Source organism: Maricaulis sp., from assembly GCF_048268525.1.
Lineage (GTDB): Bacteria > Pseudomonadota > Alphaproteobacteria > Caulobacterales > Maricaulaceae > Maricaulis.
Map to the genome: position 1 here is coordinate 18252 of NZ_JBLWVH010000033.1, position 15519 is coordinate 33770.

Sequence of the window (15519 nt, forward strand, 5' to 3'; positions counted from 1 at the left end):
CGATGGCTGCGATGAGCGTTCACCAGTCGGTACGCTCCGGACGCTGGATCGGATCACTTGTGCGCAAACGATGTGGTGATCTGACACCGGATCAGGCGCTGATTGATCCGGAGCGCTGGATCGTTCGTATCCAGTGGAATGTACGCTATGGTCCAGACATCCACTCTTCCGGCCTGGTGCCGTGATCGCGGCCCGGGAAAGGGGCACATGACGGATCTGAATGACCGCCCTGCCCCGACCTCCGAAGGTCAGAAGCTGTCCGAATTGCTGGTTCGGGTGGGACAGGCCCGTGATCGCTCGGCCTTCCGGGAGCTTTTCGACCATTTTGCGCCGCGAATTCGGGCTTTCCTGATCCAGCGCCGCGTCGTTCCGGCGACGGCTGACGACCTGACCCAGGATGTCATGCTGGCGATCTGGCGCCGTGCGTCGAGTTTCGACCCGGCGCGGGCAGCGGCATCGACCTGGATCTATACGATCGCTCGCAACCAGCACATTGACCTGTATCGCAAGGACCAACGTGCTAGCCGGATGGACGAAGAGGATCCGTCCCTTCAACCAGTACCTCCGCCCGCCGCCGACGACCTGTGCGAACAGGCAGACGCAGCCGACAGCGTCGGATCGGCACTTGAAGAACTCTCTGCCGATCAGCGGCAGGTGGTCGAGCTCGCCTTTACCGCAGGCCTGACCCACAGCGAAATCGCCGAACGGCTCGAACTACCGCTCGGAACCGTCAAATCACGCATACGGCTTGCCCTTGGCAAGTTGAAGACTTCCCTTGGAGAATTGGTATGACCCAACGCGGTCACGTGCTCGATGATGCCTGGTATCTGGGCTACGCCGCCGGCAGTCTGGCGAGCGAGGCTGAAACCGTGCTTGTCCAGTCACATGTCGAGTTGAATTCCGACGCGCAGGCCCGCGTCGCCCGGCTGAACCGGATCGGTGGTGTATTGCTGGACCGCATGCCTGTCGGTGAAGCCCTTCCATTCAGTGCAGATGATCTGCTGGAAATGGTCGAAGGAAGCGACCCGGGCGCCATCGAAGAGATCTGGGCTGGCGAGTCGGCGGCTGTACCGGCCGCCCTCGATGGTGTTGATCTGCCGCCGACCCTCGCACGATATCTTGCCGGTTCCGCCGCCCGGGTGAAATGGGAGTTCCTGGGGCCGGGTCTACGAAAGCGCATCTTGTGGCGCGGCGAAGATGGTACGCGGCTCTGGTTGCTCAAGGCGCAACCAGGCGTGGCGATCCCGCAGCACGGGCATTCCGGCTCTGAACTGACCCTCGTCCTGAAAGGCAGTTTCTGGGATGGCGACCAGGAATACAGGCGGGGTGATGTCGAAGAGGCCCATGAAGATGTCGAGCACGACATTCGCATCGGCACAGGTGGTGAGTGCATCTGTCTTGCGCTGACGCGTGGAAAGCTGAAATTCGACAATCCGCTTCTGACGGCATTTCAGGCCTTTACCGGGCTCTAAGCCGGCTGTTTTCCGGCAACCCCCATTCGGGCTGAGTGACGAAGGCGGGTGCGGTAGCTGTGCGTTTGCGCTACCATCCCGCATCACGTGATTTCGTCAGGTGCCGGGGTGACGGTCAGCATGAATGTGAAAACGCGGGCGAACAAGCAGTCCGGAGCGACGATCAAGGACGTGGCCAGCGCGGCGGGTGTCTCCGCCATGACGGTGTCCCGCGTGCTGAATTCCGAGCCGAATGTCCGACCAGCGACGCGCGAACGCGTCCAATCGGCCATTCGCGACCTGAATTACCGGCCCAATCTGTCGGCCCGCAATCTGGCTCGCGCCAATGCCTATTTCATAGGCCTTCTCTATGACAATCCCAGTGCCGGTTATATCAGCGAGTTGCTGATCGGTGCGCTGAACCGGTGCCGTGCTTCGGGCTATCACTTGGTGCTCGAGAGTTGTGACTCGGTCAGCACGGATTGGTCCAGCCAGATCGCCAACATGCTGCAAACATCCAGTTTCGACGGGATCATCATGCCGCCACCGGTGTGCGACAATGCCGATGTTCTGGCGGCTGTCGACGAAGCGGGCGTACCATTTGTCCGCATCGCACCTGACACCGATATTGATCGTGCCCCCTGCATCCTCACCGACGATCGTGCGGCGGCACGCCGAATGACCGAGTATCTGATCGACCTCGGACATTCCAGGATTGGCTTCGTGCTCGGGCCGCAGGGGCATGGTGCCAGCCGGGAGCGGCATGCCGGATTCCTGGAAGGTTTGGCGGCGCATGGCCTGGCGAGGGATCCTGAACTCGTGGTCTCAGGGGCCTTCACCTATAAATCGGGTTTGGAAGCGGCCGAGCGACTGCTCTCACTGGATGACCGTCCAACCGCGATTTTTGCGTCGAATGACGACATGGCGGTCGCCGTGATCGCCTTGGCCCACAAGCATGCCCTGGATGTGCCAAGCGATCTGACGGTGGTTGGATTTGACGACACTCAGACGGCGACGGCGATCTGGCCGCAACTGACCACAGTCCGGCAACCGATTTCCGACATGTCGAGCGCCGCGATCGAGCTGCTGGCCAGCCATCTTGACGGCGATGCCAATGCGGCGGTCCGGCGGGAGATCCGATCAGAAATCGTGGTGCGCGACTCGTCAGCCGCGCCTGCCACCTGAAGGCTGAATCCAGTGAGTCGCGACCGCTGTAACTCTAACGCGATGCGGGATGTGAATTCGGCCGCAATCGGCGCTATATGAAGCGACAGACCGCTTCCGCGTTGATTGGGACCGGACGGCAGGATTGAGGGAGAGTGGTCTTGAGCAACTGGAATGAGCATCCAGAAATTGACACGACAATCATCCGGACTTTGGTCGACGCTGTTGGAGTGGATGCATTTTCAGGAATGCGCTCGCAATTCGTGTCGGACCTTCGGTCATTGACCCAAGCCTACCACGAAGCCTTCGCGCGATCCGATCTGGCCGAAGCTCGGGCCTCGGCACATGCACTCAAAGGTGCGGCATCCAATATCGGCCTGGTCCGGTTGGGTGCGATCGCCGGATACCTGGAGCGCGAGGCGACAGACCCGGGGGGCGACCTGGATGCGATACTGGACCTGTCCATCGCGCGCCTTGAGGAAGCTTCCTGACGCCATAACGCGGGCCCCGACAAGGGACCGCAACGGGAGATGAATATGGATTATCGCAGCGAGGTCCGCGACCAACGGTTGGTCATATCGATTTCGGGCATGCTCACCTTTGACGATCACGAGGCATTCCGCCGGATCGTCAGCGAAATTGCCGCGTGTGAGGCAACCGCAATTGAGCTCTCTCTCGCGACGACCAAGATGATCGATTCGGCTGGTATCGGTATGTTGTTGCTAGCCAATGACAAGGCGATCAAGACTGGCAAGGCAATGTGTCTGTCTGGCGTTACGGGCCATGTCGCCAAGGTTGTCGAGCTTTCGAAGATCGATCAGCTCATACCGGTTGAATAGGGGCAGGCGGACGGAATGGCAGATCCGATTACCGAAATCGGTACGGAAGATACCGCCGCCATCCTTGTTGTTGATGACCTGAAATCGTCCCGACTCCTGATCGGTTCGATCCTGCGGGCTGCGGGTTTTACTAATCTGCTTTTCGCCGCTGACGGCATTGAAGCGCTTGAAATACTCGAGCGACTTGATGTTGAGATGGTGGTTCTGGACATCGTCATGCCGCGCAAGGACGGCATTCAGGTGTGTCGCGAAGCACGCGAACGGCTGTCACTCAACATGCCGATCCTGATCCAGACGAGCTTGCAGGACGCTGATCACCGCGCCACCGCGTTTGATGCGGGCGCGTCGGATGTCGTATCCAAGCCGATCCATGCTCATGAGCTGGTATCCCGCACTCGTCTTCACCTCGAGCGCCGTCGGATGATCGAAAGCCTTCAGCGCTATCGCCGCCGCATGCAGGATGAATTGCAGGCTGCCGAGGCGATGCAGGTTTCCCTGCTCAAGTCCGAGGATGAGGTCGCCGCGATTGTCGGCCCACGGGGCGCAGCGTTGACGACGTATTACAAGGCGTCCAACCAGCTTGGAGGCGACCTCTGGCAGGTGTTCAAGATCGATGCGACCCGTTTCGGCGTCTTCATGGTCGACCTGTCCGGTCATGGTGTGGCCGCCGCGATCAACGCGTTTCGTGTCCACATGCTGGCCGAGGACCAGGCCCGCGACCGGGCGTCTCCCGGAGCTTGGTTGTCATCCATCAACGCTGACTTATGCCAGATTCTTCCGGTCGAGCATTTCGCGACCGCTTTCTACGGTGTGGTGGACGTTGCCGGCGGACGCATCGATTATGCGGCTGCAGGTACGCCTCCTCCCATTCTCCTCGAACAGGCGGGTGGCTGGCAGGCCGTCGACCAATCCGGAGTCATTCTGGGATGCTCCGCCGCGGTTCGCTATGAGACCCACTCCTTGCCAATCGCCAAAGGCGACCGGGTCCTCTTCTACAGCGATGCCTTGTACGAAAGTTTCGACGAGCCGGAGAAGGCACTGGAGCTGGTCGACCTTGTGGCGCATGTCAAAGCCGTTTTGGCGTCAGACCCCGGCCACGGTTTTCATGAAGCGTTGATCGATCGTGTTTTCGATAGCGAAGCGGCAAAACAGCGGGATGATCTGACGCTTTTGATGCTGGAGGTCGTGGGTGATGGGTGATCAACCGTTGCCGGCAGTGTCGGACGATGTGATCTGGGTCCGACTTGCGGAGTGTCCGGTTGCCGACGCCGTTCGGCATGATCTGGTGAGTCGTTTCCGGGATGCCGTTGTGACGACCGCTGAGCTTCCCGAGCGGGCGATGGTTGGCCTGGTCATCGTTGATGACGACCACCATGAAGCAATCGGTCAGGCAGCCGGCCGGAATGCCGGAGCGCAACAATCGATCCTGATCACGGCCGCCAAATCGGCTCACGCGCGCGCTGACTTTGTGCTGTCGGCCGATGTCGATATCGATTCGATAACTTCGGTGGTCAATGCGGCAAAGGATTTCCATGATCAGGTCATGAACCTCAAGTCAGAGGTCGCACGACGTAAATCAGCGGTCGGGACCATCCTGCGCGGCGAATTTGCCTTGAGGACACTTGATGAGGCCCGGAACCTGGCGACGATGATTGCCCATGCCTGCCCCAATTCCGATCTGGTCGCGATCGGCCTTCAGGAATTGCTGATCAACGCTGTGGAGCACGGCAATCTCGAGATCGATGCAGAGATGAAACAGGCATTGCTGATGGACGGGAAGTGGCGGGAGGAGGTCGAAGCGCGCCTGCAGAATCCGGAGTTTTCAGACCGGATTGTCACCCTGTCCTTCCAACGTAGCGCCCGTCTCATATCAATGACTGTCCAGGATGAGGGCTCGGGATTTGACCATGAACGATACAACGCCACAAACGGAGCGGCGGTCGGGTATCGTGGCCGAGGCATCGCCATGGCGCGGGAGCTGTCATTTTCATCGCTAACCTATCTGGGCGCCGGCAATGTCGTGGAGGCGACCATTGTCCTGGAACCTGAAGCCTGACTGTCGGGTGGCCCGCGTCGCGCGACTGGAAAGTTTCAAACAGATACGATTATTCGGGTGTTCAGCTAGGGTTCAGCGGAAATATCGCTTATTCTTTCCCGTACCAGACGTGATAGCCGGATCGCAGGGGCGTTCCACACGGTCTGGAGGGGGAAATGATGAAAACCCAAATCTTCGCCAGCGTGGTCACAGTAGCGCTTCTTGCCAGCCCTGCGATCGCCCAGGACTTTTCAGCTCCGGCGACGTTCGGAACTGTCAATCTTAGCTCTGGTTTCACACCGGACCCGTACAATGTCACCCTGACTTCGGGCGGGCAGTTGCGCGCCAGCAACCTGTCGAGCAGCTGTCGCGGCTGGATCGCCAACGCGCCGGATTATTCCGTCTATTACGAAGCCGGGAACATGTTCGACCTGACCATCGGCGCGGTCTCGAACACCGACACCACCCTTGTCGTCAACGGCCCGGATACCAGCTGGTATTGCGATGATGACAGCGGTGAAGGCCTCAATCCGAGCATGACTTTCTCCAATCCGGCCTCCGGACGTTACGACATCTGGGTCGGATCCTACTCGGAAGGCGATTATGCCCAGGCAACCTTGTCGATCTCCGAGCTCGGACTTGCGGGTGGCGCCACGCCGCAGCCATCCTCTCGCGGTATCGACTGGTCTCTGGCCGCCAATTTCGGTTCTGCCAATCTGCGCGGCGGTTTCACGCCGGATCCCTACCGTGTGAACATTATCTCCGGTGGCGGTTTCCGCGCTGACTCTGTGCGTTCCGGTTGTGCCGGCTGGGTTTCTGCGGCTCCGGATTTCGAACTCAATTTCACGGCCGGTTCGCTGCCCCTGATCCTGTCGGCGGCATCGAGCTCGGATACGACCATCCTGGTCAATGATCCCAATGGCAACTGGCACTGCAATGATGATGGCGGCAATGCCGGTCTGAACCCGGCCCTGACCTTCAACAATGCGGCCTCCGGTACCTATGACATCTGGATCGGTTCCTACAGCCAGGGCGGGGGCGCCGAGGCGACCTTGTCGATTTCCGAGCTGTACAGCGAATAATCGGTCATTGATCGGTTGAAAGGGAGGCCGCTGACACGCGGCCGCCCTTTTTCTGTCCGGCGTTCCGGTCTATGGCTTTGAGAGGTCATTCGGGCGGGGTCTTCATGCGTATTTTTCTTGGCATCTTGCTGGCGGTCATCCTGATCGCCGGCGGCTTTGTCTTCTTCATCCTGCCGGCGCAGATCGATGCCGACATGAATGTGGTCCGGCCTCACGCGCCCTATACGCCGAGCGCCGAGGCCGAGGCCCTGCACGAGACGCTGCGCGTCGCCGATCTTCACTCCGACATGCTGCTGTGGATGCGCGATCCGACGCGCTGGAATGATCGCGGTCATACCGATCTGCCGCGCCTGCGCGCCGGCGGTGTGGCCTTGCAGGTCTTTTCCAGTGTCACCAAGACCCCGTCCGGCCAGAATTACGACAGCAATACCGCCGACACTGACGACATCACCGCCCTGGCCATCGTCCAGCGCTGGCCGATGCGGACCTGGACCTCTATCCTCGAACGCGCGGTCTATCATGCTGACCGGCTGAACCGTCTTGCCGAGCGGGATGACGCCTTCACCGTGGTGCGGACCCGCGCCGATCTCGAGGCGGTCCTCGCTGCTCGCGAAACCGATCCGACCGCCCTGGCCGGCCTCCTCGAGACCGAGGGCGCCCACCCGCTTGAAGGCGATCTCGGCAATATCGATGTTCTGTGGGAGGCCGGCTATCGCATGCTCGGCCTGCAGCATTTCTTCGACAATGAGCTCGGCGGCTCGCTGCACGGCGTCTCGAATGCCGGGCTGACGGATTTCGGCCGCGACGTCATCCGCCGCATGGATGAGCGCGGCCTGATCATCGATGTCGCCCATTCCTCACCGCAGGTCGTCGAGGAGGTCCTGGCCATGACCGACAGCCCGCTCGTGGTCTCCCATACCGGCGTGCACGGCCATTGCGAGGTCAAGCGCAACATCCCCGACGCCCTGATGCAGCGCATCGCCGCCGGCGGCGGGCTGATCGGCATCGGTTTCTGGGCCGATGTGACCTGCGACGACAGCCCCGAAGGCGTCGCCGCGACCCTGCTCGCCGCCATCGAGCTGGTCGGCATCGACCATGTCGCCCTCGGCTCCGACTATGACGGCACCGTCACCACCACCTTCGACGCCTCCGAATACGCCGTCCTCACCGACCGCCTGCTGGGCGCCGGGTTGAGCGAGAGCGAAGTCCGTCAGGTGATGGGTGAGAATGCGGTGCGGTTCTTTTTGGAGAATTTGCCGGGGTAGGGGGGGCCTCGACAAGACTGGGCCCTCGGGGACGCACTGGCGCAAAACCCTTTTATCTTACCGATGTTTCATTGGCTCCGTCTGCGCTCGTTGGGTCTACTGGCCCACATCAGATCGATCCAGCAAACGGAGTCATGCCCTCATGCCCCTGAGCTTCAGTGCGATCGCCGTGACGATTGCCACTCATCTGTGCGTCGCGTCCGGTTGTCCGGACGCCGCGCACTGGCCGGCCCCCATGCGCACAGTCGACGGGGCGGGCGAGCTGGTATCGCCCCATCTGCCTGAAGCACGCATCGCCGTGCCGGACACTGCGGTCTATGCCGGCGGCCGGCGCTGGGCGCTCTACGACGCGGTTGATGCTGAGATGCACCTCTTCGTCGAGGCCGGTGAGGACCGGGTGGTCGACCGGCTCTACTGGATCCAGTTCGAAGCCTATCTGCCGACCCTGCCGGAGGCGGGCTACGACTTCCACCTGTCCGATCTCGAGCAACGCGAACTGGGCGACGCCACCTTCTTCGTCCGCGCCCGATTCGGCGAGGGCTCTACTGATGTCCCGCAGGCGGGTTCGGACAATGAGATGATGCGGGCCGTGCTCGCGGAGGCGGGCTACACCTTGCCGGCCGAGACCATCAACGCGACCATGAAACACGTCCTCGACCCCGATAATCCGCGTGAGGAGCTGATGATCATCTACATCGAAGGCCTCGCCCCCACCGGCGCTTCGATGGCCAGCATCATAGACGCCGGCCTCGAGAGCCCGCTCTGGGAAAGGTTGTCACAAGGCGTACTGGATCGTGCCGCCGCGAGGGTGGTGGTGGAGCTGGAGTAGGGGGAATTCCTCCGGCGTGTTGTCGGCGCAAGGATGTTTGAGCTGCTGCCGTTCTGGTGGACATTGACTTAAGCCGCCACAGCCTCCGCCTCCAGGCGCTCCACCAGCTTCACGCCCGCCTGGGAACAGCTCAACGATCCACCCAGATCCCCCGTCCACTCCCCCGCCTTGTGCATGGCATCAACAGCATCCCGGATGCGCCCTGCCGCCCCCGTCTCGTCCAGGCTTTCCAGCAATTGCGCCGCCGCTTCGATCGCGCCGAACGGGTTGGCCTTGTCCTGGCCGGCGATGTCGGGGGCAGAGCCGTGGATGGGTTCGAAGAGGCCTGGCTTGCTGTCGCCCAGCGAGGCCGAGCCCAAAAGGCCGATCGAGCCGGGCAGCATGGAGGCTTCGTCGGAGAGGATATCGCCGAACATGTTCTCGGTGACGATGACGTCAAAGCTCGCCGGGGCGCGCAGCATGTGCATGGCGGCGGCGTCGACATACATGTGGTCGAGTTCGATGTCGGGGAAGTCGCGGGCGCCCATTTCGGAGACGGTTTCGCGCCACAGACGGCTGGTTTCCAGCACATTGGCCTTGTCGACCGAGGTCAGCTTGCCGCGCCGCAGGCGGGCCTGCTGGAAGGCGATGCGGGCGACCCGTTCAATCTCGCCGCGCGAATAGGTGCAGGTGTCACTGGCGCTGTCGGCGCTGCGTTCGCGCGTCCCGAAATAAATCCCGCCGGTCAGCTCGCGCACGATCAGGACATCGGTGCCGGCGACGAGGTCCGGGCGCAGGGGGGATTTGCCGGCCAGGGCCGGATGTACGGCGGCCGGGCGCAGATTGGCATAGACGCCGAGCGCCTTGCGCAGGGCCAGCAGGCCGGCTTCCGGGCGGACATCGGCGCGGTCCCATTTCGGACCGCCGACCGCGCCCAGGAAGATCGCATCCGCGGCCCGGCAGGTCGCCAGTGTGGCCTCGGTCAGCGGTTCGCCGAATTCATCGATCGAGGCGCCGCCAAAGGCGCAGGTCTCAAAGGTGACGCCAAAGCCCTCAAGGGCCGCGACATGCTCCAGCACGGCGCGGGCAACAGCGGTGATTTCCGGTCCGATCCCGTCGCCGGGCAGGAGTGTGATGCGGTAGGTCATGCGTGGTCGGCCTCATATGCGTCGATCGCATCGGCATGGCTCATCAGGAAGCCGAGCGGATCGGTGCCTTCCATCAGGCAGTGTTTGGCAAAGGGCTCGATGGCGAAGTCGAAACTGGGACCATTGCCCAGATCGACATGCTGGCTGGCCAGGTCGACCTTGATCGAGACACCCGGATTGGCGAGCAGCCATTTATGCGCCGCTTCGGGCGCCACGATCGGCAAAAGGCCGTTGCGGGCCGAGTTGGAACGGAAGATATCGGCGAACTCGCTGGAGATGACCGCCCGGAAACCGAAATCATGCAGCGCCCAGGGCGCGTGTTCGCGCGACGAGCCGCAGCCGAAATTGCGACCGGCAACCAGGACCCGGCAGGCGCCCGTGTCGAGACTGTTCAGCGAGACGGCGTCCAGCGGCTTGCCGTCGCTGTCATAACGCCAGTCGTGAAAGGCCAGCTTGCCCAGCCCGTCGCGGCTGGTTGTGGTCAAAAAGCGGGCCGGGATGATCTGGTCGGTGTCGATGTCTTCCTGGTCGATCACAAAGGTACGGCTGTCGATCTGGCGGATATCGTCGATTTGATCAGGCATGGGCGGGCTCCATCAGCTCGGCCGGGTCGATGACATGACCGGCAATGGCCGCCGCCGCAGCCGTGACCGGACTGGCCAGCACGGTGCGCACGCCCGGCCCCTGGCGGCCTTCAAAATTACGGTTGGAGGTTGAAACGACCAGCTGGCCCGGCTCGCCGCGATCACCATTCATGGCGATGCACATCGAGCATCCCGGCTGGCGCCACTCGGCGCCGGCGTCAGTGAAGATCCGGTCGAGACCTTCGGCCTCGGCCTGGGCCCGCACCGCGACCGAGCCGGGCACGACGAGGGCGCGGACGCCCTCGGCGACGCGGCGCCCACTCATGATGGTGGCGGCTTCGCGCAGATCGGTGATGCGCGAATTGGTGCAGGAGCCGATGAAGACCTGATCGACCCGGGCGCCGGCGACCGGCTTGCCGGCCTCCAGCCCCATATAGGCCAGGGCTTTTTTCTGGGAGGCGGTGCGCGGCGCGGGAATGGGCGTATTGACGGCAATGCCGGTATCCGGCGCCGTGCCCCAGGTGACCATGGGGCGGATCGTCGAGGCATCGATCATGATTTCATGGTCGAACCGGGCGCCCGGTTCGCTGCGCAGCGCGCGCCAGCCTTCGACGGCTTGGTCCCAGTCGGCGCCGGATGGGCAGTGTTCGCGACCTTTCAGCCAGGCAAATGTCGTTGCGTCCGGTGCAATCATGCCGGCCCGGGCGCCGGCCTCGATCGACATGTTGCAGACCGTCATCCGGCCTTCCATGTCGAGCGCCTCGATGGCGCTGCCGGCATATTCGATCACGCAGCCCGTGCCGCCATCGACGCCGAGTTCGGCGATGACGGCGAGGATGATGTCCTTGGCGGAAATGCCGGGCGCGGTTTCGCCCTCGACCGTGATCCGCATGGATTTCGGCTTGCGTTGCAACAGGCATTGCGAGGCCAGGACATGGCCGACCTCGGTCGTGCCGATGCCGAAGGCCAGCGCTCCGAATGCGCCATGGGTGGCGGTATGGCTGTCGCCGCAGACAATCGTCATGCCCGGCTGGGTCGCACCGAGTTCCGGGCCGATCACATGCACGACGCCGCGATGACCGCTGCCCCAGCCATGCAGGGTGATGCCGTGTTTCTTCGTATTGTCCTGCAGCCGCTCGACCTGGCTCTTCGCCGCTGGCGTCGCATAGGGCGGCGTGTCCCCGGGCGCGAAATCGAGCGTCGGCGTCGAGTGGTCGATCGTCGCCAGCGTGCGGTCGGGACGGCGCACTGTCAGGCCGCGCTCGTCGAGCACGGAGAAGGCCTGCGGCGAGGGGACCTCGTGCACCAGGTGCAGGTCGATATAGAGCAGGCCTGGTGTCTCGGCCGTTTCGGCGCGAACCTGGTGGGCCTGCCAGACCTTGTCGAACAGTGAGCGCGGCGCGTTGTTGCTCGTTCCGGTCTCAGTCTCAGGCGACATGCTGGACCTCCATCGCATTGTCCTGGACCGGCTGCAGCCAGCCATGTCGGTCCGGTGTCTCGCCGGAGAACAGGCCGAAGAAGCGTTTCTGCATCAGTTCGGCGATCGGACCACGGCCGCCAGCGCTGACAACATGGCCATCAACCGAGCGGACCGGCGTGATCTCGGCGGCGGTCCCGGTAAAGAAGATCTCGTCGGCGAAATACAGGCTTTCCCGCGACAGGGTCTGCTCGCGAACGTCAAAGCCTTCCGCCTCGGCCAGCTTCATCACCGCATCGCGGGTCAGGCCGGAGAGAATGGAGGCGGAGCTGGGCGGCGTGCGAATGACGCCGTCGGTGACCACGAAGATATTTTCCCCCGCGCCCTCGGACACCAGACCATTGACGTCCAGCCCGATGCCTTCGTCAAAGCCGCGCGAATGCGCTTCATGGCTGATCAGCATGGAGGAGAGATAATTGCCGCCCGCCTTGGCACCGGTCGGGATGGTGTTCGGGGCCGGACGGCTCCAGGAGGAGATGCAGCAATCGACGCCCTTGGTCAGGGCTTCCTCGCCGAGATAGGCGCCCCAGGGGAAGGCGGCGATGCAGATTTCCGGCTTGGTGTCGGCGCCGGGCAGGACACCGATACCGCCATAGCCGAAGAAGGCGACTGGCCGGATATAGGCGTCCTTGAGGTGATTGGCGCGGATCACCATCCGGCAGGCGGCCTCAACCTCCTCCACAGTGTGGTTGATCGGCATGTGATAGACCTTGGCGCTGTTGAACAGTCGCTTGACGTGGTCTGTCAGCCGGAAGATCTGCGGCCCGGTCGGCGTGTTGTAGCAACGGATCCCCTCGAACACCGAGGAGCCGTAATGCAGGGCGTGGGAGAGGACATGTGTCTGCGCTTCGTGCCAGTCAATCAGTTCGCCATTGCGCCAGATGAAGTCGGTTTCCTGGATAGCCATTGTGATAATTCCTGTCAGACGGCCGCGGCCGGTTGTTGCTGGGTCAAGTCGGCCCGGCCATAGGCCTCACCGCGATCGAGTGTGAAGAGCAGCGAGTCGATCGCTGCGGTGACGATATCGGGGCCACGCGCGCGCCCGGAGAAGATCGTGCCATCTATATCGATGCTGATATCGGCGACGAATTCGCGACCGGTCGCGGTCGACCGCATGCGGGTCTCCAGTGCTGTCACGGTGGCATCCGTGCCGGTGATGCGCTGGACCGCCGCGAACGCGGCTGCAATGGGGCCATCGCCGGACGCAATGTCGGAGACACGACCGCGGTCGGGATGCTCCAGTTCAACGCGGGCAAACTGCTTGGGCTGACGGCCGGCCGTGGTCCGCAGTTCTGTGCGCAGCACGGTCCAGCGTGAGCCACTGGGCGAGAAGCCCTCCATCATGGCAACCAGATCGGCATCATTCACCTCGCCCAGCTCATCGGCCAGGTGTTTGAAATCCTTGAAGACCTGGTTCAGCTTCTCCGGGTCGGGCTGATAACCCAGCTTGGCCAGGCGCTGGACGAGGGCGTGCTTGCCCGAATGCTTGCCCAGCACCAGGGCTGAGCCCGGTGCGCCGACGCTTTCCGGGGTCATGATCTCATAGGTGCGGCGGTCCGAGATCATGCCGTGCTGGTGGATGCCGGCCTCGTGGGCAAAGGCATTCTTGCCGACAATGGCCTTGTTCGGGGCGACCGCTGTCCCGGTTACCCGCGCCAGACGCTGGCTGGAGGACCAGATTTTGGTGGCATCGACATGACTGACAGCCGGGAAGATATCGGCCCGGACCTGCAGTGCCATGACGATTTCCTCGAGCGAGCAATTGCCGGCCCGTTCGCCGATACCGTTGATGGCGCACTCGACCTGGCGGGCCCCGCCTTTCACGGCGGCCAGCGAGTTGGACACGGCCAGACCCAGGTCATTGTGGCAATGGGCCGAGAAAATGACGTGGTCCGGCCGCTCGACATGGGCCGCCAGACGTTCGAACACTGCCCGGATTTCGTCCGGCTCGGAATAGCCGACCGTGTCTGGCACATTCAGAACATCGGCGCCATTGGCCGCGGCGCAGCTCATCGCCTCGACCAGGAAGTCAGGCTCCGTGCGCAGTGCGTCCTCGGCGGAAAACTCGATTTCGTCGAAGGTTCCGGCGGCGTGTTTGAGACAGCGTTCGATGGTCTGCAGCACTTCGTGTCGCGACATGCGCAGCTTGGCTTCACGGTGGATCGGGCTGGTGGCCAGGAAGATGTGCAGGCGTTTGCGGCGGGCCGGTTCCAGCGCGATGGCTGCCGCATCGATATCCTTCTCATTGGCGCGGGCCAGTGAGCACAGGGTCGAATTGCTGATTTCCGAGGCGATCAGGCGGATGGCCTCGCTGTCGCCCGGTGAGGCGGCGGCAAAACCGGCCTCGATCGTGTCGACGCGCATGGCCTCGAGCAGGCGGGCGATTTCCAGCTTTTCTGCCGGATTCATCGAGAAACCGGGCGCCTGTTCACCATCGCGCAGCGTCGTGTCGAAAATCCGCAGCCGGTCGGGCTGTGGAGTCGGAACTGGTCTCAGTGTCGGGGCGGACATGCTTGTCTCCATCGGTCCGGACCGCCAGCCGCCTGGGCTGCGATCTCCGGTGCAATCTGGGGGTGGTTGTCGCGGGTGAAGACGCCGCGCACGTCGAGCAGGCGCGCGACCTGGCGCGCCAACACGTCCATGCTGCGGGCGCCGTCACGGGCATCGAGCGTCATGGTGACAGTCGACCGACCATTGCTGGCCGCGTCCTTGTCGAGTGTGGCGATGGTGAAGCCGCGGCGTTCCACAAGACCGATAAGCCGCATCAGGGCGCCTTCCGCGTCGGCGAGTTCAATACGAAGCGAGGTGCGCATGATCAGTCCTCCATCATGTCGGCATTGGACGCGCCGGGTGGCACCAGCGGCCAGACATTCTCGCGCGGGTCGATCAGGACATGCGCGAGGATCGGGCCGCGGGCGTTCAGCAAGCGGTCGATGGCCGCGGGAACTTCCTCGCGGCTGTGAACGGTGAAGGCCTCGATGCCGAAAGCATGGGCCACTTCCGCGAAATCGGGATTGTCGTAGAGGTCGATCTCCGAGAAATTCTCCTCGAAGAAATATTCCTGCCACTGTCGGACCAGGCCCAGGGAGGCGTTGTCCAGCAGCAGGATTTTGACCGGCACGCCATAGCGACGGGCGGTGGCCAGCTCCTGGATATTCATCATGATCGAGCCGTCGCCGGTGATGGTGACGACCTTCGCGTCGGGTCGGGTCATGGCGGCGCCGATACCGGCCGGCAGGCCATAGCCCATGGCGCCCAGACCCGCAGAAGTCAGATGGTGTTCCGGGCGTGCGAAGCGGCAATGCTGGGCGACCCACATCTGGTGCTGGCCGACATCGCAGGCGGCGATGAAGTCGTCGCCGGCGGCCTCGGACAATTGCTTCAGCATGGCCGGCGCATAGACGCCCGAGCCGGGCGCGTCATAGCGAAAGGCGTGGCGTTCCTTGCGTTCGACGCAGGCGTCGCGCCATTCGGTGATGTCGAGCCAGTCATTGGTGATTCCCGCGAGGATGGCGGATATGTCGCCGGCCAGGCCGATCTCGGCCCGGCGCAGCTTGTCGATCTCGGCGGCGTCGCCATCGATATGGATGATGCGGGCACCCGGGGCGAAACTGTCCAGCCGACCGGTGGCGCGGTCATCGAAACGGGCGCCGCAACAGATCAGGA

At 63.0% G+C, this 15519-nt stretch carries 18 protein-coding genes; 11 read left to right on the plus strand and 7 right to left on the minus strand.

What is annotated here, in order from left to right; translation table 11 throughout:
- Positions 1 to 11: 11 nt before the first annotated feature.
- The 11 genes from ACN0X9_RS14050 to ACN0X9_RS14100 all read left to right on the plus strand — a co-directional run bounded on the left by ACN0X9_RS14050 (position 12) and on the right by ACN0X9_RS14100 (position 8665).
- Positions 12 to 185 (plus strand): hypothetical protein, encoded by a 174-nt coding sequence (locus ACN0X9_RS14050; RefSeq protein WP_417488195.1) that lies wholly within the window; start codon positions 12 to 14, stop codon positions 183 to 185.
- A gap of 22 nt (positions 186 to 207) precedes the next feature.
- Positions 208 to 792: a sigma-70 family RNA polymerase sigma factor gene (locus ACN0X9_RS14055; RefSeq protein WP_417488196.1), complete on the plus strand. Its 585-nt coding sequence runs from the start codon at positions 208 to 210 to the stop codon at positions 790 to 792.
- Positions 789 to 1472, plus strand: a complete 684-nt coding sequence (locus ACN0X9_RS14060) for a ChrR family anti-sigma-E factor (protein WP_417488197.1) — start codon at positions 789 to 791, stop codon at positions 1470 to 1472. The genes ACN0X9_RS14055 and ACN0X9_RS14060 overlap by 4 nt, the downstream gene beginning before the upstream one ends.
- Positions 1473 to 1592: 120 nt before the next feature.
- Positions 1593 to 2636 carry a LacI family DNA-binding transcriptional regulator gene (locus ACN0X9_RS14065; RefSeq protein ID WP_417488198.1) on the plus strand — a complete coding sequence of 348 codons (1044 nt, stop codon included), beginning with the start codon at positions 1593 to 1595 and terminating at the stop codon, positions 2634 to 2636.
- Between the two features lie 140 nt (positions 2637 to 2776).
- Positions 2777 to 3106, plus strand: coding sequence for an Hpt domain-containing protein (locus ACN0X9_RS14070; RefSeq protein WP_417488199.1), 330 nt, complete (start codon positions 2777 to 2779; stop codon positions 3104 to 3106).
- A 45-nt stretch (positions 3107 to 3151) separates the two neighbouring features.
- Complete coding sequence (locus tag ACN0X9_RS14075) at positions 3152 to 3454, plus strand: STAS domain-containing protein (RefSeq protein WP_417488200.1); 303 nt, start codon at positions 3152 to 3154, stop codon at positions 3452 to 3454.
- Positions 3455 to 3469: 15 nt separating this feature from the next.
- On the plus strand, positions 3470 to 4654 hold the full coding sequence (locus ACN0X9_RS14080; RefSeq protein ID WP_417488201.1) for a PP2C family protein-serine/threonine phosphatase: 1185 nt from the start codon (positions 3470 to 3472) through the stop codon (positions 4652 to 4654).
- Positions 4647 to 5510 carry an ATP-binding protein gene (locus ACN0X9_RS14085; protein WP_417488202.1) on the plus strand — a complete coding sequence of 288 codons (864 nt, stop codon included), beginning with the start codon at positions 4647 to 4649 and terminating at the stop codon, positions 5508 to 5510. Before ACN0X9_RS14080 ends, ACN0X9_RS14085 begins: the two co-directional genes overlap by 8 nt.
- Positions 5511 to 5665: 155 nt before the next feature.
- On the plus strand, positions 5666 to 6571 hold the full coding sequence (locus tag ACN0X9_RS14090) for a hypothetical protein (protein WP_417488203.1): 906 nt from the start codon (positions 5666 to 5668) through the stop codon (positions 6569 to 6571).
- A gap of 104 nt (positions 6572 to 6675) precedes the next feature.
- Positions 6676 to 7836, plus strand: a complete 1161-nt coding sequence (locus ACN0X9_RS14095; protein WP_417488204.1) for a dipeptidase — start codon at positions 6676 to 6678, stop codon at positions 7834 to 7836.
- Between the two features lie 142 nt (positions 7837 to 7978).
- Positions 7979 to 8665 carry a hypothetical protein gene (locus ACN0X9_RS14100; protein ID WP_417488205.1) on the plus strand — a complete coding sequence of 229 codons (687 nt, stop codon included), beginning with the start codon at positions 7979 to 7981 and terminating at the stop codon, positions 8663 to 8665.
- A gap of 68 nt (positions 8666 to 8733) precedes the next feature.
- On the opposite strand, the gene leuB is transcribed toward ACN0X9_RS14100, so the two are convergent.
- The 7 genes from leuB to ACN0X9_RS14135 form a co-directional block, all read right to left on the minus strand.
- Entirely contained in the window at positions 8734 to 9792 is a 1059-nt protein-coding gene (gene leuB, locus ACN0X9_RS14105; protein WP_417488206.1) for a 3-isopropylmalate dehydrogenase, read from the minus strand.
- On the minus strand, positions 9789 to 10376 hold the full coding sequence (gene leuD, locus ACN0X9_RS14110) for a 3-isopropylmalate dehydratase small subunit (protein WP_417488207.1): 588 nt from the start codon (positions 10374 to 10376) through the stop codon (positions 9789 to 9791). The genes leuB and leuD overlap by 4 nt, the downstream gene beginning before the upstream one ends.
- Positions 10369 to 11814 (minus strand): 3-isopropylmalate dehydratase large subunit, encoded by a 1446-nt coding sequence (gene leuC / locus ACN0X9_RS14115; RefSeq protein ID WP_417488208.1) that lies wholly within the window; start codon positions 11812 to 11814, stop codon positions 10369 to 10371. The genes leuD and leuC overlap by 8 nt, the downstream gene beginning before the upstream one ends.
- Positions 11804 to 12760 carry a branched-chain amino acid transaminase gene (locus tag ACN0X9_RS14120; RefSeq protein ID WP_417488209.1) on the minus strand — a complete coding sequence of 319 codons (957 nt, stop codon included), beginning with the start codon at positions 12758 to 12760 and terminating at the stop codon, positions 11804 to 11806. The genes leuC and ACN0X9_RS14120 overlap by 11 nt, the downstream gene beginning before the upstream one ends.
- A gap of 14 nt (positions 12761 to 12774) precedes the next feature.
- Positions 12775 to 14364, minus strand: coding sequence for a 2-isopropylmalate synthase (locus tag ACN0X9_RS14125; RefSeq protein WP_417488210.1), 1590 nt, complete (start codon positions 14362 to 14364; stop codon positions 12775 to 12777).
- Positions 14346 to 14666 carry an ACT domain-containing protein gene (locus tag ACN0X9_RS14130; RefSeq protein ID WP_417488211.1) on the minus strand — a complete coding sequence of 107 codons (321 nt, stop codon included), beginning with the start codon at positions 14664 to 14666 and terminating at the stop codon, positions 14346 to 14348. The genes ACN0X9_RS14125 and ACN0X9_RS14130 overlap by 19 nt, the downstream gene beginning before the upstream one ends.
- A 2-nt stretch (positions 14667 to 14668) precedes the next feature.
- Positions 14669 to 15519 (minus strand): thiamine pyrophosphate-dependent enzyme (locus ACN0X9_RS14135; RefSeq protein WP_417488212.1); only part of this gene is annotated, 851 nt, incomplete at its 5' end.